We start from the raw sequence: 21,626 nt of genomic DNA, 5'->3' as shown, positions 1-21,626 counted from the left end.
CGGGGATCCAGAGCCCCGGCCACTGCCGTCCGGTGCCTGCAACCCTGGATCCCCGCCTGCGCGGGGATACGCTTCGGGTGTGGCGCGCCGAACCCTGCTAGGTCTGAGCGCGGCACTCGGCATCGCCACGGCGCTCCCCGCCTTCGGCCAACCGGGGTCCGCCCCCCTCACCTTCGAACCGATCTGGCCCGGTGTGGCACCGGGCGGAGAGAAGGTAACCGAGCCGGAACAGGAAATTCCCCGTTCCCCGACCGGGCCGAAGGACGACACTGCGTTCCTGCACGTCCGCACCCCGACCATGGCGCATATCGCGCCCGCCAAGCCCAATGGCGCGGCGATCCTGCTGATCCCCGGCGGCGGTTATCTGCGCGTCGCGATCGGCAATGGCGGGCGGGCGCTGCTGCAATTCTTCGCGGATCGCGGCTATCACGCCTATCTGCTCAAATACCGCCTGCCCGGCGATCCGTGGACGGCCGGCCCGGATGCACCGCTGCAGGATGCGCAACGCGCGCTCAGGCTCATCAAGGCCGAGGCGAAGGCCACTGGCGTCGCGACCGACCGGATCGGGGTAATGGGCTTTTCGGCGGGAGGGCATCTGGCAGCGATGCTGGCCTATCGCAGCGACGAAACCTATCGTCCGGTCGATGCCGCCGATGCACAACCGCTGGGCGTCCGCGTGGCCGGGCTGCTATATCCGGTGGCGCTGATGGGGGTGCCGGGCGCGCACAAGGGGTCGCAGGATCAGTTGCTCGGCGAGAAGCCGACGCCGGAGAAGGCGTTGCGCGCGCGGACCGATGCCCGGATCAACCCGGCCAGCCCGCCGACCTTCATCGCCCATGCGATCGATGACCGGGTGGTGAGCGTCGACAACGGCCTCGCACTGCTGGCGTCGCTGCGGCGGGCGAAGCGGCCCGCCGAAGCGTATCTGCCGGAGGTCGGCGGCCACGGTTTCGGCGTAATGCTGGATGGCCAGCCGGCCCCGTGGACGAACCTGTTCTTCGCCTTCGCGAAACGGCGCGGCTTATGAGCAGGTCTTCGGTCGCACTGTTCGTCACCTGTCTGGTCGATGCGATGCGGCCGGCGATCGGCTTTGCCAGCCTGAAGGTGCTGGAGGAGGCAGGGTTCGAGGTGATCGTGCCGCCGGGCCAGACCTGTTGCGGGCAGCCTGCGCTCAATTCGGGCGACCGCGACGGGGCGGTGGCGATCGCGAAGGCGACGATCCGGTGCCTCGAACCCTATGACACGATCGTCGTGCCGAGCGGATCGTGCGGCGGGACGATCAAGGTCCATTATCCCGAACTGTTCGCCGACGATCCGGCATGGCTGGCACGGGCCGAGGCTCTGGCCGCCAGGACCTACGAAATCCTGTCGTTCCTCGACGCGCAGGGCTGGCGGCCCGATGGGGTCGGCCTGCCGACGACCGCCGCCTATCACGATAGTTGTTCGGGCCTGCGCGAACTGGGCATCAAACGCCAGCCGCGAACGCTGCTGTCGGCGGTCGCCGGTCTCGATCAGCGGCCGCTCAAGGGGGCCGAGACCTGCTGCGGGTTCGGCGGTACCTTCTGCGTCAAATATCCGGCGATCTCGAATGCGGTGGTCGAGGAAAAGGCGCAGGCGATCGAGGATAGCGGCGCGGCGCTGCTGCTGGCGGGCGATCTGGGGTGCCTGATGAACATGGCGGGCAAGCTGCACCGGCGCGGCAGTAGCGTGCGGGCGTTCCATGCCGTCGAAATCCTCGCCGACATGGGCGATGGTCCGGCGATCGGCGAACGCGCATGAGCTTTGGCCGACGCGTCGAACTGGCACTGGCCGATCCGGTGCTGAAGGTCGCGGTCGAGCGCACCGCTGGCACCGCAGAGACGAAGCGGGCGGCGGCGGTCGAGGCGTTTCCGGCATTCGAGGAAGCACGGACCCGGGCGGCGGCGATCAAGGATCATGTGATCGCGCATCTCGGCCATTATCTGGAGATGTTCGAGGCAAACGCGATTGCCGCGGGCGCGCAGGTCCATTGGGCGCGCACCGCCGACGAGGCCGCGACGATCGTCATCGATCTGTGCCGCAAGGCGGGTGCGACGTCGGTCGCACGCTCCAAATCGATGCTGGGGGAGGAAATCGGCCTGCCCCATGCGCTGGCCGAAGCGGGGATCGAGCGGGTCGAGACCGACCTTGCCGAACATATCATCCAGCTGGCCGGCGAGCGGCCGTCGCACATCGTGTGGCCGGCGATGCACAAGACCCGCGAGCAGGTGTCGGCGCTGTTCCGCGCGAAGCATCGCGACCCGCATGTCGAGGAGACGATCGCGGCGATGGCCGAAAGCGCGCGGCGGCATCTGCGCGCCGGGATGCTCGGGGCCGATGTCGGCATATCGGGCGCGAACTTCCTGATCGCCGACAGCGGCAGCGTCTGTACCGTCACCAACGAAGGCAATGCCGAATTGTCGATCATGCCCCCCCGCGTGCATATCGTGACGGCGGGGATCGAAAAAATCGTGCCGGCACTGCCCCATGCCATCCATATGCTCCGGATGCTGGCGCGATCGGCGACCGGCGCGGCGCTGACCCAATATACGACCTTCTATACCGGGCCGAAGCGCGCTGGCGATCGCGACGGGCCGGAGGAGATGCACATCGTGCTGGTCGACAATGGCCGCAGCGCGATGGCCGCCGATGCGGCGTTGAAGGAGATGCTGCGCTGTATCCGCTGCGGGGCGTGCATGAACCATTGCGTCGTGTTCCGGCAGGTCGGCGGCCACGCCTATGGCGGTACCTATCCGGGGCCGATGGGGGCGGTGCTGACCCCGGCGCTCGACGGATTGTCGGCCAATCGCGATCTGGCCCATGCCTGCACGATGAACGGGCGGTGTCAGGAGGTCTGCCCGGTCAAGATCCCCCTCCCCACGCTGTTGCGCGGGTGGCGCGAGAAGAGCTGGCGCGAGGGGCTGGAGCCGGTGTCGATGCGGCAGGGCCTCGGCATCTGGCGGCGGGCGGTGCTGCGGCCGCGGCTGTATCGCTTGGCGAGCGGCGCGGCGGTGCGCGCGATGCGGGTCCTGGCGCGACAGGGCTGGATCACCCGCTTGCCCTTCGCCGCCGCGTGGACCAAGTATCGCGACATGCCTGCGCCCGAAGGCGGTACCTTCATGGCGCAATATGCCAGGGGGCGACGGCGATGAGCGCGCGCGACGCGATCCTCGGCAAGCTGCGCGCACCGGTGCCGCTTGATCTGGCCGTACAGGCGGCGGCGCTGGTGGCGGGGAGCGAGCGCCCCCCCGAGCCCGGCGGTTCGCTCGTCGAACGCTTCGTGGCACGGCTGGCGGGGCCGAGCGTGTCGGCGACGTTCGACCGGATCGATGCTGCCGATGCCCTGCCCGATGCTGTTCGGCGCTATCTGGCGGCGCAGGCACTACCCGCCGCGCTCTATCTCCCGCCCGATCCGCACGTCGCCGCGCTCGATTGGCGCGGTTTTCGGATCGATCACCAAGCCGCCCCCGATCAGGTCGCTGCGCTGGCGGTGGCGAAGGCGGGAGTGGCGGAGAGCGGGTCGCTGGTGTTCGAGACCGGACCGCAGGCCCCGATGTTGCCGAACTTTCTGACGCTCCATCATATCGTCGTGCTGGCGCAAGCGGACATGATCGCGACGCTGGAGGATATTCCAGCCGATCTGGCGGGGCACCGGGCGCATTACTGGGTGACCGGGGTGTCGGGGACGACCGACATCGAAGGGCAATATGTCCGCGGGGCGCATGGGCCGCGGTTTTTGCATGTCGTACTGATTGGCTGAAAGCGACAATTCCCTCTTTCCCGTTTGGTTCGAGCGGAGGTTCGAGCCTGTCGAGAACCGAAGTCGAGAAGGGGGTTGCCCCGAGCGACCCGTTCTCGACGAGGTTCGCAGGAAGTTGGAAACGGCCGCCCGACAGAGTCACCCGGCATTAATCGCGCGCTAACCCGATGGTAACCGGAACGACGCATCGCACGCATACGTATTGCGCGTGACAAGCGTTCGACAATCGATACTGTCGTTCCGACCCTGTTCAGAGGAACCTGCGTGACTCAGCCTGCCCTCTCCGCCGTTTCCCCTACGTCCCCGCCGCTCGCCGACGCGATCCTCGAAACGCTGGTCCATCGCATCGGCAAGGATGCGCAGGCCGCGCTGCCGCATGACTGGCTGGCAGCGACGATCCTGACCGTGCGCAACGACATCATCGAACGCTGGATGGCGTCGAGCAAGGAAGCCCATGCCGCCGGGGCGAAAAAAGTCTATTATCTCAGCCTCGAATTCCTGATCGGGCGGTTGCTGCGCGATGCGATCGCCAATCTGTCGCGGACCGACGAGGTGCGCGAGGCGCTGGCGTCGCTGGGCGTCAACCTGTCCGATCTGGAGGGTGAGGAACCCGATGCCGCCCTCGGCAATGGTGGCCTCGGCCGGCTGGCGGCATGCTTCATGGAAAGCCTCGCCAGCCTCGACCTGCCGGCATACGGCTATGGCATCCGTTATGTGAACGGCATGTTCCGTCAGCGGATCGACAATGGCTGGCAGATCGAACTGCCCGAAACGTGGCTTCGTCACGGCAATCCATGGGAGTTCGAACGGCGCGAGAGCAATTATCGCGTCGGTTTTGGCGGTGAAGTCGTCGGCGACGAGAATGGCGACATTCACTGGATGCCGAGCGAGAGCGTCGAGGCGGTGGCGGTCGACACCCCGGTGATCGGCTGGCGCGGGGCGCGGGTCAACACGTTGCGGCTGTGGACCGCGCGGGCGCGCGATCCGATCCGGCTCGACCGGTTCAACGCCGGCGATCACGAAGGCGCGCTGGCCGCTTCGGTGCGGGCCGATACGCTGGTCCGCGTCCTGTATCCGGCGGATTCGACCCCGGCCGGACAGGAATTGCGGCTGCGGCAGGAATATTTCTTCTCCTCGGCATCGATCCAGGACATCGTCCGTCGCCACGTCCAGTATTTCGGCGACATCCGCACCCTGCCGGACAAGGCGGCGATCCAGCTGAACGACACCCATCCGGCGGTGTCGGTCGCCGAGTTGATGCGCATCCTGATCGACGATCATGCGCTCGATTTCGACGGCGCGTGGGAGATTACCAAGGCGACGTTCGGCTATACCAACCACACGCTGCTGCCCGAGGCGCTCGAAAGCTGGCCGCTCCCGCTGTTCGAACGGCTGCTGCCGAGGCACATGCAGATCGTCTATGCGATCAATGCGAAGGTGCTTCGCGAGGCGCGGACGCAGGGGCAGGACGACCGTGCGATCTCCGCGATCAGCCTGATCGACGAAGGCGGCGAACGGCGGGTGCGAATGGCCAACCTCGCCTTTACCGGCAGCCATAGCGTCAACGGCGTCGCCGCGCTGCACACCGACCTGATGAAGCAGACGGTGTTCGCCGACCTGCACCGCCTGTATCCCGACCGGATCAACAACAAGACCAACGGCATCACCCCGCGCCGCTGGCTGTTCGAAAGCAATCCGGGGCAGACGGCGCTGATCCAGGAGGCGATCGGCGACGCCTTCCTCGACGATGCGACCAGGCTGGCCGACCTGAAACCCTTCGCCGCCGATGCAGCGTTCCGCGAAAGGTTCGAGCAAGTGAAGCGCGCCAACAAGGTGCGGCTGTCGCAGCATCTGCGCGAGGTGATGGGCGTCCGCCTCGATCCCGACGCGATGTTCGACGTGCAGGTGAAGCGCATCCACGAATATAAGCGCCAGTTGCTCAATATCCTCGAAACGGTGGCGCTGTACGACCAGATCCGCAGCCAGCCGGACAAGGACTGGACGCCCCGCGTGAAGCTGTTCGCGGGCAAGGCGGCGTCGAGCTATCATAACGCCAAGCTCATCATCAAACTGGCCAATGACGTTGCGCGCCGGGTCAACGCCGATCCGGCGGTGCGCGGGCTGCTGCGCGTGGCGTTCGTGCCGAATTACAATGTCTCGCTCGCCGAACTCATCATGCCTGCCGCCGACCTGTCCGAACAGATCAGCACCGCCGGCATGGAAGCGTCGGGCACCGGCAACATGAAGCTGGCGCTGAACGGCGCGCTGACCATCGGCACGCTGGACGGGGCCAATGTCGAAATTCGCGACCATGTCGGCGCGGACGATATCATCATCTTCGGCTTGACCGCCGATCAGGTCGCCGAGAAGCGGGCCAATGGCTATGACCCGCGCGAGGCGATCGCCGCCTCGCGCGAGTTGCAGCAGGCGCTGTCGGCGATCAAGAGCGGGGTCTTCAGCCATGACGATCCGGGCCGCTATGCCGGCCTGATCGAGGGGCTGGAGAATAGTGACTGGTTCCTGTGCTGCGCCGATTTCGACAGCTATGCGCATGCCCAGCGCGACGTCGACGCGCGCTGGGCGAACCGGGCCGGGTGGAACGCCAGCGCGATCCGCAATGTCGGCGGGGTCGGCTGGTTCTCGTCCGACCGAACGATCAGCGAATATGCGCGTGATATCTGGAACGTGATGTGAGGCCGCCGGCCGACGCCGTCGCAGCGCTGCTCGCGGGGCGTCATGCCGATCCTTTCGCGCTGCTGGGGCCGCACGCCGGGCCGGAGGGCACGTTCGTACGCGCATGGTTGCCGAATGCGCAGAAGGTGCTGGCGCACGACCTGTCGGGCAAGTTGCTCGGCGAATTGCGGCCGGTCGGCGACGGCATCGTCGAGGGGACGATCGACGGCCCGCCCCAGCCGATGCTCTATTATGCGCGCGGCGGTGCCGGTGAATGGTGGGTCAAGGACCCTTATTCGTTCGGGCCGGTGCTGGGGCCGACCGACGATTTCCTGATCGCCGAAGGTACGCACCTGCGGCTGCACGACAAGCTCGGCGCGCATCCGATCCGCCATGAAGGCGCCGACGGCATGCACTTCGCGGTCTGGGCCCCGAACGCGCAGGTCGTCAGCGTGGTCGGCGACTGGAATCATTGGGATGCCAAGCGCCATCCGATGCGGCGGCGAAGCGATGTCGGCGTCTGGGAAATCTTCCTCCCCGATGTGGGGCCGGGGCAGGCCTATAAATTCGCGATCATCGGCGCGGACGGTCAGCGGTTGCCGCACAAGGCCGATCCCTTCGCCTTTGCCAGCGAACTGCGCCCGGCGACGGCATCGCTGACGGCAGCACCGCTCGATCACGACTGGCGCGACGGCGCGCACCGTGCACATTGGGCATCGGTCGATCCGCGCCGCGTGCCGATCTCGATCTACGAAGTCCATGCCGGCAGCTGGCAGCGCGACGACGATGGCTGGTTCCTGCCATGGGATCAGCTGGCCGATCGACTGATCCCCTATGTGGTCGAGATGGGCTTTACCCATATCGAATTCCTGCCGATCAGCGAACATCCCTACGACCCGTCGTGGGGCTATCAGACGACCGGTCTCTATGCCCCGTCGGCGCGGTTCGGCGATGCAGCGGGGTTCGCGCGCTTCGTCGATGGCGCACACAAGGCCGGTATCGGCGTGCTGCTCGACTGGGTACCGGCGCATTTCCCGACCGATGCGCATGGATTGGCGCGGTTCGACGGTACCGCGCTGTACGAGCATGACGATCCTCGGCTGGGATTTCATCCCGACTGGAACACGGCCATCTATAATTTCGGTCGCCGCGAAGTCTCGCAATTCCTGGTGAACAATGCGCTGTTCTGGGCCGAGCGCTATCATGTCGACGGGCTGCGCGTGGATGCGGTCGCGTCGATGCTGTACCGCGACTATTCGCGGAAAGACGGCGAATGGATCCCCAACGACGCCGGCGGCCGCGAGAATTGGGAGGCGGTCGAGTTTCTGCGCGCCACCAACCGTGCGGTCTATCGCGACCATCCCGGCTTCTTCACCGTTGCCGAGGAATCGACGTCATGGCCCGGCGTGTCGAAGCCGGCGCATGAAGGCGGTCTGGGCTTCGGGTTCAAATGGAATATGGGCTTCATGCACGATACGCTCGCCTATATGGCGCGCGAGCCGGTGCATCGTTCGCACCACCATAATGAGATCACCTTCGGGCTGACCTACGCGTTCAGCGAGAATTTCGTTCTGCCGCTCAGCCATGACGAAGTGGTCCATGGCAAGGGATCGCTGCTGACCAAGATGGCGGGCGACGACTGGCAGAAATTTGCCAATCTGCGCGCCTATTATGCGCTGATGTGGGGATATCCCGGCAAGAAGCTGCTCTTCATGGGGCAGGAATTCGCGCAGCGCCGCGAATGGTCCGAGGAACGCGCGCTCGATTGGGAATTGATGGACGCGCCCGCCCATCGTGGCGTGGCATCGCTGATCCGCGACCTGAACCGGCTGTATCGCGAAACGCCGGCCCTGCACGCCCGCGATTGCGAAGGCGACGGGTTCGCCTGGGCAGTGGTCGACGATGCCGCCAATTCGGTATTCGCCTGGGAGCGGCGGGCACCGGCCGAAGCGACGGTACTGGTCGTCAGCAACCTCACCCCGATCCCGCGCGAAGGCTATCGCGTGCCGGTGTCGCAGGGCGGGCGCTGGCGGGAGATGCTGAACAGCGACGCCGCTGAATATGGCGGCGGCGGCATGGGCAATATGGGCGTTGTCGAAGCGGCGGACGGGACGGTGACACTGACCCTGCCCCCGCTGGCGACACTTTGGTTCGAAAACGAAAAATAATCTGGGAGAGGTACATGGAACGTCGGGGACAACCATTGGCGCGCGACGCGATGGCCTATGTTCTGGCGGGCGGACGCGGCAGCCGGTTGTTCGAGATGACCGACACCCGCGCCAAGCCCGCCGTCTATTTCGGCGGGAAAAGCCGGATCATCGATTTTGCGCTGTCGAACGCGATCAATTCGGGCATTCGCCGCATCGGCGTGGCGACGCAGTACAAGGCGCACAGCCTGATCCGGCATTTGCAGCGCGGCTGGAACTTCCTGCGGCCCGAACGCAACGAAAGCTTCGACATCCTGCCGGCCAGCCAGCGGATCAGCGAGTTTCAATGGTATGAGGGCACCGCCGATGCGGTGTTCCAGAATATCGACATCATCCAGAGCTATAATCCGGAGTATATGGTCATCCTTGCGGGTGATCATATCTACAAGATGGATTATGAACTCATGCTGCAACAGCATGTCGACACCGGTGCCGACGTGACGGTGGCGTGTATGGAAGTGCCGCGGATGGAGGCAGTCGGCTTCGGCGTGATGCATGTCGATGCGCAGGACCGGATCATCGATTTCGTCGAAAAGCCCAAGGACCCGCCGGCGATCCCCGGACAGCCCGACCTCGCGCTCGCCAGCCTCGGCATCTATGTCTTCCGCACCGCCTTGCTGTTCGAGGAATTGCGGCGCGACGCCGATGCCGAGGATTCGAGCCGGGATTTCGGCAAGGACCTGATCCCGTGGTTGGTCAAGCACGGCCATGCGCAGGCGCATCGTTTCTCCGCATCGTGCGTGCGCAGTCCCGAAGAACCGCGCGCCTATTGGCGCGACGTGGGTACCGTCGACGCCTACTGGGAGGCGAATATCGACCTGACCGACGTCGTACCCGAACTCGACCTGTACGATCGCAGCTGGCCGCTATGGACCTATTCGGAAATCACCCCGCCGGCGAAATTCGTCCATGATGTCGATGGCCGGCGCGGTTGCGCCGTGTCGAGCCTGGTATCGGGCGACTGCATCGTGTCGGGGTCAAGCATCCATCGCAGCCTGCTCAGCACCGGCGTACGCGCGCACAGTTTCAGCAACATCGATGAATCGGTGATCCTTCCGATGACACGGATCGGGCGCGGGGCACGATTGACGCGGTGCGTGGTCGATGCCGGCGTGACGATCCCCGACGGGCTGGTGATCGGTGAGGACCCGGTGATCGACGGGCACCGCTTCCGCCGGACGGAACGGGGAATTTGCCTGATTACCCAGCCGATGATCGACCGACTGGAGGCGTGATGACCCGTTCGACGACTTCGCGCATCCCGGGCAGTTCGTAGGTGCGCGTCCTATCGGTCGCTTCGGAAGCGTATCCGCTGGTCAAGACCGGCGGCCTCGCCGACGTCGTCGGTGCCCTGCCGGCCGCGCTTGCGCCGCATGGGGTCGAGACGACGACGTTGCTGCCCGGCTATCCATCGGTGCTGAAGTATCTGGGCAGGACGAAGCCGGTCCATCGCTGGGACGATCTGCTCGGTCCGCCGGCACGGTTGCTGGACGGGAAGATCGACGGCCATCCGCTGCTGGTCCTCGACGCACCGGAGTTGTTCGCCCGCGACGGTGGCCCCTATGCCGATACGACGGGCCGCGATTGGAGCGACAATTGGCGGCGTTTCGCGGCGCTCGGCCGGGCAGCGGCGGATATCGCGCCGCGGTTCGACCTGTTGCACGCGCATGACTGGCAGGGGGCGATGGCGCCGGCTTACCTGCGCTATGACGGTGCGACCGTGCCCAGCGTGCTGACGATCCACAATATCGCCTTTCAGGGTCGCTACGACGCCGCCGTGTTCGCCGGGCTGGCCCTGCCCGACGCCGCCTTCGCACTCGACGGCATCGAATATTATGGCGGCGTCGGCCTGCTCAAGGCCGGACTGGCGTCGGCCGATGCGATCACCACCGTGTCGCCGAGCTATGCCGAGGAAATCCGGCGCAGCGAATTCGGCATGGGTCTCGAAGGATTGATCGAGGCGCGCCGCGACCGGGTGAGCGGCATCGTCAACGGGATCGACCCGGCGGTGTGGTCGCCCGAGCACGACACCGCCCTCCCCGCGCGCTATTCCGCGCGCAACCTGTCGCGCCGCCGAACGAACAAGCGCGCGGTCGAGGTGGCGTTCGACCTCGATCGCGGCGAAGGTCCGATCTTCATCGTCGTCAGCCGGCTGACCTGGCAAAAGGGGATGGACGTGCTCGCCGACAGCCTCGACGCGCTGGTCGCGATGGGCGGCCGTCTGGCCTTGCTCGGATCGGGCGATGCGGCACTGGAAGGCGCGTTCATGGCGGCACGCAACCGGCACGCCGGACGTGTCGGTGTGCGGATCGGCTATGACGAAGCGCTCTCACATCTGTTGCAGGGGGGCGGCGATGCGATCCTGATCCCGTCGCGCTTCGAACCATGCGGGCTGACCCAATTATATGGGCTGGCCTATGGCTGCGTGCCGGTGGTGGCGCGGACCGGCGGATTGGCCGATACGGTCATCGACGCGAACGAAGCGGCGGTGGCCGCCGGCGTTGCGACCGGGGTCCAGTTCGCGGCGGTGACGCCGGACGGGCTGCTCCATGCGCTGCGCCGGACGATGGCGCTGTATGCCCGTGGCGATCTGTGGACGGCGATGCAGAAGCAGGGGATGCGCGCCGACTTTTCCTGGAAGCGCAGCGGTGCCCGCTATGCCGAACTCTATCACGGACTGACGACCCGGTGATCGCCGGTGCCAGTGCCATCGACGGCGGAACCCGCTTTGCCGTCCGCGCGCGGGATGCCGCGGCGGTGTGGCTATGCCTGTTCGACGGCGACGTAGAACGCCGGGTGGCGATGACGCGCGACGGCGACTGGTTCGTCGTCGATGTCGCGAGTGTCGGTCCGGGGCAGCATTATGGCTATCGCGCCGATGGCGACTGGGCACCCGGGGCGGGGCGCTGGTTCGATCCGGCCAAGTTGTTGGTCGACCCCTATGCCGTCGAACTGGACCGGCGGTTCGTTCATGATCCGGCCCTGTCGCGGTTCGGGGCGGATACGGCGTCGATCGTGCCGCGCGCGATCGTCCCGGCACCGTTCGAACCGGTCCGGTCGGATCCACCGCGCATCGATCCGGCGCGGCCGATCTACGAACTGAACGTGCGTGGCTTCACCATGCTGCACCCCGACGTGCCGGACACACAGCGCGGGACGATCGCAGCATTGGCGCATCCGTCGGTCATCGCCCATCTGCGCAAGATCGGCGTCGGCGCGGTCGAACTGATGCCGATCGTGGCGTGGATCGACGAACGGCATCTGCCGCCACTGAGGCTTAGCAATGCGTGGGGGTACAACCCGGTCGCGTTCATGGCGGTCGACCCTGGCCCCGCCCCCGGCGGCATCGCCGAACTGCGCGACACGATCGCGGCGCTGCATGCGGCCGATATCGGCGTGATCCTCGACATGGTGTTCAACCATAGCGGCGAGAGCGACGTGCACGGGCCGATCCTGTCGCTGCGCGGGCTCGACGATCGCAGTTATGCCCATGCACCGGACGGGCGCCTGATCAACGATACCGGCACCGGCAATACGCTGGACGCCGGGGACGCAGGGGTTCGCGATCTGATCCTCGCGTCGCTGCGGCATTTCGCGGCGTTGGGCGTCGACGGATTCCGCTTCGACCTCGCCCCGGTCATCGCGCGGTCGCCGGGGTTCGACCGCGACGCCCCGATCTTCGCCGCCATTGCCGCCGACCCGCTGCTCGCCGACCGGGTGATGATCGCCGAGCCATGGGATATCGGTCCGGGCGGGTATCAGCTCGGGCAGTTTCCACCCGACTGGATCGAATGGAACGACCGCTATCGTGACGATGTCCGCCGGTTCTGGCGCGACGACGGCAGCGTCGGCACCTTGGCGACGCGGTTGATGGGGTCGGCCGATATTTTCGGATCGCCCACCCGCAGCGTCAACTTCCTTGCCGCGCATGACGGTTTCACCCTTGCCGACCTGGTATCGCATGTGGATCGCCACAATCATGCGAATGGCGAGAATAATCGCGACGGGCATGGCGACAATCTATCTTGGAATCACGGGGTCGAAGGGCCGTCCGACGATGCGAGCGTGATCGCCGCCCGTACCGCCGATCTGCGCGCGTTGCTGGCAACCCTGTTCGCGACGCGCGGCCATATCCAGTTGACCGCAGGCGACGAATTCGGCCGCAGCCAGCGGGGCAACAACAACGCCTATGCGCAGGACAATGCGATTACCTGGGTCGATTGGGCGGCGCGCGACGTGGCGCTGGAGGATCATGTTGCGGCACTGGCGCGCTGGCGGCGGTCACGACCGGCGGTGTTCGACCGGCACGTGCCCGATCAGGCGACATGGCTGACCCTCGACGGGCAGCCGATGACCCCGGCAAACTGGGAAGCACCCGACTGCCCCGGATTCGAACTTCAGCTGCCCGGCGCGTCGATCCGGGTCGACCGCGCCGGACGATCCGTCACCCTGCGATAGGGTCGCGCACCCGAAGCATCGCCACCGCCGCCAACGCCATTACCGTCGCCGCGACCAGCATGGTGTAGGCCGGATTGGTCGGGAACCACGTCTTGATGACCCCGCCCATCACGGTCGCGACGATCAACTGCGGCAGGACGATGAAGAAATTAAAGATGCCCATATATACCCCCAGCTTGCGCTGCGGCAGGGCGTTGGCGAGCAGCACATAGGGCATGGTCAGGACCGAGGCCCATGCGATGCCGATCCCGATCATCGGCAGGATCATGCCCGTCCGGTCATGCGTCAGGAAGATGCCGATATAAGCCACCGAACCGATGGCGAGGCAGAGCAGATGCGTCCGCGCCGCGCCGATCCGGCGTGCCAGCACCGGCAAGGCGAACGCCGCCACCGCCGCGACGCCCGAATAGATCGCAAAGAGGACGCCGACCCAGCTGCCCGCCTGATTATACCCGTCCGAGGTCGGGTCGATCGTACCCCATACCTGCTGCGCGATCACCGGGGTCGTATAGACCCACATGATGATGAGCGCGCCCCAGGTAAAGAACTGGACCAGCGCCAGCCGCCGCATCGTGTCGGGCATGGTCGCCAGATCGCCGATGATGTGGCTCAACACATTGTCGCCACGCCCGGCGCGGACCAACGCGCCGGATATCAGCTGCGCTACGCCATACAGCGCGACGCCGGCGGCGACGAAATAGGCTTCGCGACCGCTTGCCAACGCGCCGCTACGTTCGGCCCATGCGATCAGCAGCGCGACGACGATGCCGCCGACGATCCACGACGGTCCGCGCTGGGGGATGACGGGCGGGGTATGGTCGACGGGTTCCTGCGCTTCTTCCCCGAACGCCGCCAGTTCCGCCGGGCTGTATTCGCGAACGGTCAGGACGGTCCACAGCACCGCGATCAGCAGCATCACGCCACCGAAATAGAAGCCATAGCGGACGGCATCGGGCACTTCGCCCGCCGGGGCGGTGTTGCTGACGCCGAAGACGTTTTCAAAGACATAGGGCGCGATGCTGGCGACGACCGCGCCGGCACCGATGAACCATGTCTGGAATGCATAGCCCGCCGGGCGCTGGCGAGGGGACAGCATGTCCCCGACGAACGCACGGAACGGCTCCATCGACACGTTCAGCGACGCGTCGAGGATCCACAGCGTCATCGCCGCCGCAAGAATGCTCGGCGCGTTCGGCATGAAGAACAGCGCACAGGTACACAGGATCGCACCGATCAGGAAATAGGGTCGCCTGCGCCCCAGTCGTCCCCACGTCCGGTCGGAATAATGGCCGATCAACGGCTGGACCAGCAGCCCGGTCAGCGGGGCCGCGATCCACATCAGGCCCAACTGGTCGATGGGGGTACCGAGCGACTGGAAAATGCGACTGGCATTCGCGTTTTGCAGCGCGAAGCCGATCTGGATGCCGAAGAAACCGAACGAGATGTTCCAGAGCTGGGCGAAGCCGAGCGTCGGACGGTTGGTAGTCGTCATAAATCCTCCCCGTTCCGGGGAGGAACTTTACTTGCGCTTCGCTGCCACGAACCGGATCGCTTCGCCACCGCCGGGTGCCAGCGCGATCGTCATCGTATCGCCCTTCTTCACCGGCCGTTGTTCGATGATGATCGAATGGCGGGCGTCGGTCCGGTAATCGGCGCCCGGTCCGTCGCGATAGATTTCCGCCGTATAGGTCTTGCCCGCATCGAGGAAATCGAGCGTCACCGTCGAGTTGCGTGCTTCCTCGTCGCCGATTGCGCCCAGATACCAGTCGTTGCTACCCGCCGCCTTGCGTACGATCGTCGCATAATCGCCGACCTCGCCGTTCAGCACGCGGGTGTCGGACCAGTCGGTCGGCACGTCGCGGATGAACTTGAAGGCGGCGGGATAACGCGCATAATTTTCAGGCGTATCGGCCGCCATGACGACCGGTGAATACAACACGACATATAATGCCAGTTGCTTGGCGATGGTCGATTTGATCGCACTGCCATTGCTGCCGGTCAGGCTCAACACGCCCGGCGTGAAGTCCATCGGGCCGCCCAGAAATTGGGTGAAGACCATGTTGGCTTCATGCTCGGGCGGGTTCTTGCCGCCTTCCCACGCGTTATACTCCATACCGCGTCCACCTTCGCGGCTCAGCCAGTTGGGATAGGTGCGCCGCAAGCCGGTGTCCTTGACCGGTTCATGGCTGTCGATCGATACCTTGTAGCGGGCGGCAGCGTTCAGGACGCGCTGGTGATGATTCACCATCCATTGGCCTTCATGCCATTCGCGGTTCTTCGATCCATCGGCATCGACGCGCTCGATCTGGCCGGCATCGGTGACATAGCCGGTCTTGACCACGCGTTCGCCGTGGTCGGCCGCCCATTTGAACGCAGTGTCGAGTTGCGCGTCGTAATGGCTGACCGAACCGCCAGTCTCATGATGGCCGATCAGGCGTACACCTTTCGATTTCGCATAGGCGGCCAGCGCCGCCGCGTCGAAGTCCTCCGTCGGGCCACTGAAGTTCATGTCGTTGCCATTGCCGAGCCAGTCGCCGTCCCAGCCGACATTCCATCCCTCGACCAGCAATCCCTGAATGCCGTTGGCAGCAGCGAAGTCGATGTAGCGCCGGACATTCGCGGTGGTGGCGCCGTGCTTGGGCCCCCGCGCCCAGGTCCAGTCGCCCTTGATCATGTTCCACCACACGCCGACGAACTTGCCCGGCTGAATCCAGCCCGACGTGTCGCCCAGCTCGTTGGGTTCGTTGAGGTTCAGTCCGATCCGGCTGGCCGCGTACAGCCCGGCGGCATCGTCGGCGATGGCAATCGTCCGCCACGGTGTCGAAAACCCGGCAGCGCGTGTCACCTTGGGACCGTTCGACCCCGGCGTCAGCACCGCGCGAAACGTCGTTCCCTCGGCCCGGGCGAGGTTCATCGCCGAATAATCGGTCAGCGCCGCTTCGTGGATCGCGACGTGACGCCCGCTGGCAAGCTTCACTGTCATCACCGTCTGGGCGGTGCCGACCGCGTCGAGCGGGGTCTTGTTGTAAAGATACTCCTCACGATTCCATTCGAACGCCGGCTTCCACCATGCGGTGCCGGGTTCGGCAAAGGCGAACTGGGTCAGTTCGTCGGCGATGTTGACCGTCGTCAGGTTCACTTGTTTCGGCAGGGTATAGCGAAAGCCGACGCCATCATCGAACAGGCGGAAGGTGACCGCCATCTCGCGCTTCAGGTTCTTAGCCTCGCGGAACGTGACCGTCAGTTCGGTGTGGTTGTCGCGGATCGTCTTCCACTCGCCGAACGGCTGCGTCCAGGTCGAGTCCGAGCGGTCGCGCTTCGTCCCCGCCAGCGTCAGCCCGCGCTCGATCTTCGGCGCGTCGGTGAACAGGAAGCCGAGCTTGCTGTCGTTCAGCACCGCCTTGCCGTCCTTCGCGACCGAATAGCTGGGGCGACCTTCGTTATCGAGACTGATGGCGATCGTCAGCTTGCCGTCGGGCGACGCAGCACGCGCGACGACCTCGGCAAAGGCAGGCGAGGCCATGGCGGTCATGCCGCCCAGCGCCAGTGCCAGTTTCATCATCCTCAACACGATATTCCTCATGCTTCGTCGCGAATAGCAACGCGCGCCGCGAACGGACCGAACCGGTCGCCGTCGACGTCGCCGATGGTTTCGATGACGCGCCAGTCAGCGCTCGCTGCGAACGTCGCTTCGTCGTTCGACAGATTGAAGACACACAAAAGCCGCTGCCCCTCAAGTTCACGCTCGAAGGCGAGGATCGCATCCGACGCCTCGACGATGGTCATGCTGCCCGACCGCAGCGCCGGATGCGCGTTGCGCAGGCGCAGCACGTGGCGGGTGAAGTTCAGCAACGAGCGGGCATCGCCCTCCTGCCGGTCGACCGCCAGCGGCCGGTGCGCCTCGCCGGCCGGCAGCCACGGCTTGCCCGCGCCGAAACCGAGATTGTCGGCATCGGTAGCCCATGGCATCGGGGTCCGCGCCCCGTCGCGCGACAGGGTCAGCGGCCAGTTGGCGATCGCTTCGGGGTCCTGCAGATCCTCGAACGCGATCTCGACCTGCGGCAGGCCCAGTTCCTCGCCATTGTACAGGAAGATATTGCCGCGCAGGCAGGCGAGCAGCAGCATCTTGATCCGGCCGAACGCATCGGCGTCCGCCCCTGCGGGCAACCAGCGGGAGACGGCACGCGGCGCGTCATGGTTCTCGAATGCCCAGCTCGGCCATGGCGAGCCGTCGTCCCATGGCTCGATCGCGTCGCGCAGGATGCGTGGCGACAGTTCGGGGGCATAGAGAAAGTCGAAGCCATAGGCCGTGTTGAGCCGCGTATCCCCTGCGCAGAACAGCTTCATTTCGCGCGTCGCGTCGTCGCCGCCGATCTCCGCTACCGTGAAGCGGTCGCCGTCATAGCTGTCGAGCAGCGCGCGCACCCGTTCGAGGAAGGCCGGAATGTCCGGATGCCCCTGATTATACAGCTTGCGCTGAAAATCGAACGGGCGGGTCCGGGTCTTGCCGTTGCTCGGCATCGGCGGATTGTCGCGCAGTTCGGGGTCGTGCATCGCGAAGTTGATCGCGTCCAACCGGAAGCCGTCGACGCCGCGGTCGAGCCAGAAGCGCGCGGTGTCGAGCAGCGCCTCCTGCAATTCCGCATTGTGGCCATGGAGTTGCGGCTGTTCCTTCAGGAAGTTATGCAGATAATATTGGCCGCGCCGCGCATCCCATGTCCATGCCGGGCCGCCAAACACCGATTGCCAGTTGCTGGGCGGCGAACCGTCGGGCTTGGCATCGGCCCAGACATACCAGTCGGCCTTGGGGTTCGTACGGCTCGACCGGCTCTCGACGAACCACGGATGTTCGTCGCTGGTATGTGACCAGACTTGGTCGATGATGATCTTCAGCCCGAGCGCATGGGCGCGCGCGATCAGCGCGTCGAAATCGGCGAGCGTGCCGAAGATCGGATCGACATTGCAATAATTCGCAACGTCATAGCCGAAATCCTTCATCGGCGAGGTGAAGAAGGGCGACAGCCACATCGCTTCGACGCCCAGCGACGCGACATGATCGAGGTGCGCGGTAATTCCCGGCAAATCACCGATACCGTCGCCATTGCTGTCCGCGAAACTGCGCGGATAGATCTGGTAGATGGTCGCGCCGTGCCACCAGCGACGGGCGTTCGCAGTCTCGGTCATTATCGGGTCTCCGCGGCGCATACCGCATAGCCAAGGGCGGGAAGGTCGACACGGATCGCACCGGGTGCGGTCACGCTGCCGCAGCGACCGGCCAGCGCACGGAAGCGGGTCGAGGCGGTTTCGACCTGCACGTTGCGGGTGATCGGCGCGGTCGAGGTGTTGAACAGCAGCAGGACTTCGGCGTTGTTGGCCGGATCGAAGCGCGAGATAGCAAGCAGGCCAGGCGTTTCCTCACGGGCGCGCAGTACCTGCCGTCCGCGGGTCAGCGCCGGGGTGGTCGTGCGCAGCTTCGCGAGGTTGGCGATCTGCCGATACAGCGGGTGGGTCGGGGTGAAGTTCGCGGTCGCGGTAGTGGCGGTCGTGCCGAGCAACCTGTTGTCGTTGTACGACGCGACTTGCGATGCGAACATATCCTCGCGTGCGTCCTGATCGTTGCCGTCGCCGGCAAACCCCTGTTCGTCGCCCGAATAGATGGTCGGCACGCCGCGCAGGGTCAGCAGCATCGCGTTCGACAGCATCACGCGCGACAGGATTTCGGCATCGCTCGCTTGCGGCCGCGCCTGCCGGACATAGAAAGCGAAGCGGCCGTTATCGTGATTGCCGGTGAAGGTCGGCAATTGCCGCGCCATGGCCTCACCACCCGCATATAGCACGTCACCGTCGAACACGGTTTCGAAGGCGTCGGTACCCTTCTTGCCGGCGACGGTCTGCAACACCGCTTCGCGGAACGAGAAGTCGAGGACCGCCGGAAACTTGCCGGTCTTCGTCCACGCCGCCAGCCCGCCGGCGTCTAGCGACGACATCGCGACCTCCCCGAAGATATGGAAGTTCGGGATACCCTTTGCCCGGGCACGGTCGAGCATCGCCGGCACGAACGCCGCCCAGAATTCGGGGTTCACGTGCCGCGCCGTATCGATGCGATATCCGTCGATGCCGAACCGGTCGATCCACCCGCCAAAGATGTCGATCATGCCGGCGACGACGCGCGGGTTTTCGGTCATCAGGTCGTCCAGCCCGACGAAATCGCCCATCTGCGAGCTTTCGTTGGTGAAGGTCGTGTTGCCGCGATTATGGTAATAGATCGGATCGTTGAGCCATGCCGGCACTTTCACTGCCTTTTCGGGTGCGGGCACATAGGGTGTGTAGGCAAAGGACGGATCGGTCAGCTTCGCGAAATTCTCTGGCGTCTGCACGGCGTCGCCGGCGAACCCCTTGTTCTTGCCCTTTGCCGCATAGGGATAGTCGGCGCGGCTGCGATAGACGCACGCGCTCTTGTCGGCACATTCGCGATACTGGATCACGTCGGCGGTGTGGTTGGCGATGATGTCCATATAGACCTTCATCCCGCGGGCATGCGCTGCGTCGACCAGCGCCTTGAAATCGGCGTTGGTGCCGAGATGCGGGTCGACCTGGGTGAAGTCGGTGATCCAATAGCCGTGATAACCCGCCGATTCCTGACCCGGCCCGCCCTGTACCGGCTTGTTTTTGAAGATCGGCCCGACCCAGATCGCGGTCGCGCCGAGCGACTGGATGTAGGGCAGCCGCGCGGTCAGCCCCTTCAGGTCGCCGCCATGGTAGAAGCCCTTGGCGGTCGGATCATAGCCATGGACCATCCGGTCGCCGGTCAGGCCGCCGCGATCATTGGCGCGGTCGCCATTTTCGAACCGGTCGGGCAGCACGAAATAGATTACCTCGTCCTCGGGCGCACGGGCGCGGAAATCCTGCGCGGCGGCAGGCAGCGCGCTGGCACCCAGCGTCAGGGCGAGGAGCAGGGATCGGATCACGCGGCAACCTTTGCATCGGGCGCCGGGCAGTGGGCGCGCAGGAACTGGTCATGGGTCGGCATCCGCGCGACCGTGGCGGCGACATGTTTCGAACTCATGTCGAGAAACTGGCTCCGGCGTTCGGCGGGCAACGCATCGGCGAGCGGATGATAGCCGCCGGCCCGCACCCCCTGCCCGACCAATAGTTGCACCCATGCGACTTCGGCGAACAATTCGTGTTCGTCGCGAACGATCCGGCCGGATTCACGGAACAGCGCGATGCGTTCCGCCAGACTATCGGGCAGCGGCGTCGCACGGCGTTCCTGCCAAAAGGGTTCGTCACGACCGTTCAGCGCATAATGCGCGATCAGGAAGTCGCGAACGCCGAGCCATTCGCGTTCCGACTGGCGGTTGAACGCGGCGATATCGGCGGGACGCGGCCGGGAGGCGGGCCAGAGCGACAACAGCCGCGCAATGCCCGACTGGACCAGATGGATCGACGTCGATTCGAGCGGCTCCAGAAACCCCGCCGCCAGTCCCAGCGCGACGCAATTGCCGATCCACGGCGCATGGCGACGCCCGGTGGTGAAGCGCAGCGGCCTGGGATCGGCCAGCGCCGCTCCGTCGAGGTTGCCGAGCAACGTCGCCGCTGCTTCGTCGTCGGACAGATGCGCGCTCGAATAGACCAGCCCGTTCCCGGTCCGCGCCTGTAACGGGATGCGCCACTGCCATCCCGCCGACCGGGCAGTGGCGCGGGTATAGGGCGTAACCGGCTGTGTCGCGGCGCAGGGGACCGCCAGTGCCCGGTCGCACGGCAGCAGCGCCGACCAGTCGTCCCAACGATCGCCGGCCAGCCGCCCGATGAGCAGCGCGGCAAACCCCGAACAATCGACGAAGAAGTCGGCCGCGATGGTCCGTCCGTCGTCCAGCGTGACGGTGTCGATCCCGACGTCGTTCAGACCGACCGCAACGACCCGCCCCTCGGCCCGTTCGACCCCGCCCGCCTCGGCGCGTTCGCGCAGATACGCGGCGTAGCGCGCCGCATCGAAGTGATAGGCCCACGCGATGCCCGATGGTGCCTGCGGATTGCCCGGATCGCGATCGAACCGGTTCGCCGACGCCGCGGCCGCACACGCGCTGTGCGACCATAGCGATTCCGGCGCATCGCCGCCGCCCGCCGCCAGCCAATACTGGTGGAACGGCACCAGCCCCAGCGACCGGCCGATCGTGCCGAACGCGTGGAGGTAGCGACTGTCCGCGCCATTCCAGCCGGCGAACTCGATACCGAGTTTGAAACTGCCCCCGGTGCGCGCGACGAAGTCGTCCTCGTCGATCCCCAAATGCTGATTGAACAGGCGAAGCTGCGGGATCGTCGCCTCGCCCACCCCGACCGTCCCGATCGCATCGGATTCGATCAGCGTCACCCGCGTATCCGCCGGCAGGAAGCGCGCGAGCGCCGCCGCCGTCATCCATCCCGCCGAACCGCCACCGACGATCGCCACGCTGCGGACGGGTACCTGATCGATCGCCATCAACGCCTCCCGTCACGTCACCCCCGCCCGT

The 21,626-nt window shown here is 65.7% G+C and carries 14 protein-coding genes; 9 read left to right on the top strand and 5 right to left on the bottom strand.

The features are described from left to right. The first annotated feature begins 79 nt into the window (after window positions 1-79). The 9 genes from ASE70_RS02475 (at window position 80) to glgX (ending at window position 13,116) form a co-directional block, all read left to right on the top strand. On the top strand, window positions 80-1,027 hold the full coding sequence (locus ASE70_RS02475; RefSeq protein ID WP_056501095.1) for an alpha/beta hydrolase: 948 nt from the start codon (window positions 80-82) through the stop codon (window positions 1,025-1,027). Beyond that, complete coding sequence (locus ASE70_RS02470; RefSeq protein ID WP_056501093.1) at window positions 1,024-1,779, top strand: (Fe-S)-binding protein; 756 nt, start codon at window positions 1,024-1,026, stop codon at window positions 1,777-1,779. The genes ASE70_RS02475 and ASE70_RS02470 overlap by 4 nt, the downstream gene beginning before the upstream one ends. Next, complete coding sequence (locus ASE70_RS02465) at window positions 1,776-3,170, top strand: lactate utilization protein B (protein ID WP_056501089.1); 1,395 nt, start codon at window positions 1,776-1,778, stop codon at window positions 3,168-3,170. The genes ASE70_RS02470 and ASE70_RS02465 overlap by 4 nt, the downstream gene beginning before the upstream one ends. After that, window positions 3,167-3,778 carry a LutC/YkgG family protein gene (locus tag ASE70_RS02460; RefSeq protein WP_056400429.1) on the top strand — a complete coding sequence of 204 codons (612 nt, stop codon included), beginning with the start codon at window positions 3,167-3,169 and terminating at the stop codon, window positions 3,776-3,778. The genes ASE70_RS02465 and ASE70_RS02460 overlap by 4 nt, the downstream gene beginning before the upstream one ends. Before the next feature lie 264 nt (window positions 3,779-4,042). Then, window positions 4,043-6,472, top strand: a complete 2,430-nt coding sequence (locus ASE70_RS02455) for a glycogen/starch/alpha-glucan phosphorylase (protein ID WP_056501086.1) — start codon at window positions 4,043-4,045, stop codon at window positions 6,470-6,472. Further along, entirely contained in the window at window positions 6,469-8,619 is a 2,151-nt protein-coding gene (glgB, locus tag ASE70_RS02450; protein ID WP_056501081.1) for a 1,4-alpha-glucan branching protein GlgB, read from the top strand. Before ASE70_RS02455 ends, glgB begins: the two co-directional genes overlap by 4 nt. Before the next feature lie 14 nt (window positions 8,620-8,633). Beyond that, window positions 8,634-9,893 (top strand): glucose-1-phosphate adenylyltransferase, encoded by a 1,260-nt coding sequence (gene glgC / locus ASE70_RS02445; RefSeq protein ID WP_082450553.1) that lies wholly within the window; start codon window positions 8,634-8,636, stop codon window positions 9,891-9,893. A 41-nt stretch (window positions 9,894-9,934) separates the two neighbouring features. Continuing rightward, window positions 9,935-11,350, top strand: coding sequence for a glycogen synthase GlgA (gene glgA / locus ASE70_RS02440; RefSeq protein WP_056501073.1), 1,416 nt, complete (start codon window positions 9,935-9,937; stop codon window positions 11,348-11,350). After that, window positions 11,347-13,116 (top strand): glycogen debranching protein GlgX, encoded by a 1,770-nt coding sequence (gene glgX / locus ASE70_RS02435; protein ID WP_056501071.1) that lies wholly within the window; start codon window positions 11,347-11,349, stop codon window positions 13,114-13,116. The genes glgA and glgX overlap by 4 nt, the downstream gene beginning before the upstream one ends. On the opposite strand, the gene ASE70_RS02430 is transcribed toward glgX, so the two are convergent. From ASE70_RS02430 to ASE70_RS02410, 5 genes are read right to left on the bottom strand one after another with little or no spacing between them, the layout of a single operon-like run. Further along, window positions 13,103-14,608: an MFS transporter gene (locus ASE70_RS02430; RefSeq protein ID WP_056501068.1), complete on the bottom strand. Its 1,506-nt coding sequence runs from the start codon at window positions 14,606-14,608 to the stop codon at window positions 13,103-13,105. The two genes, glgX and ASE70_RS02430, sit on opposite strands and share 14 nt — an antisense overlap. A gap of 27 nt (window positions 14,609-14,635) precedes the next feature. Then, window positions 14,636-16,678 (bottom strand): glycoside hydrolase family 97 protein, encoded by a 2,043-nt coding sequence (locus tag ASE70_RS02425; RefSeq protein WP_156355919.1) that lies wholly within the window; start codon window positions 16,676-16,678, stop codon window positions 14,636-14,638. Window positions 16,679-16,695: 17 nt separating this feature from the next. Continuing rightward, window positions 16,696-18,300 carry an alpha-glucosidase family protein gene (locus tag ASE70_RS02420; RefSeq protein ID WP_056501065.1) on the bottom strand — a complete coding sequence of 535 codons (1,605 nt, stop codon included), beginning with the start codon at window positions 18,298-18,300 and terminating at the stop codon, window positions 16,696-16,698. Then, complete coding sequence (locus ASE70_RS02415; RefSeq protein WP_056400455.1) at window positions 18,300-20,084, bottom strand: alpha-amylase family glycosyl hydrolase; 1,785 nt, start codon at window positions 20,082-20,084, stop codon at window positions 18,300-18,302. Before ASE70_RS02415 ends, ASE70_RS02420 begins: the two co-directional genes overlap by 1 nt. Then, window positions 20,081-21,595 carry a tryptophan halogenase family protein gene (locus ASE70_RS02410; protein WP_056400458.1) on the bottom strand — a complete coding sequence of 505 codons (1,515 nt, stop codon included), beginning with the start codon at window positions 21,593-21,595 and terminating at the stop codon, window positions 20,081-20,083. Before ASE70_RS02410 ends, ASE70_RS02415 begins: the two co-directional genes overlap by 4 nt. Between the last annotated feature and the right edge of the window lie 31 nt (window positions 21,596-21,626).

Source organism: Sphingomonas sp. Leaf22 (genome assembly GCF_001421715.1).
Lineage (GTDB): Bacteria > Pseudomonadota > Alphaproteobacteria > Sphingomonadales > Sphingomonadaceae > Sphingomonas.
Note: the sequence above shows the minus strand (reverse complement) of the source record. Positions and strands in the feature narration are given on the sequence as shown.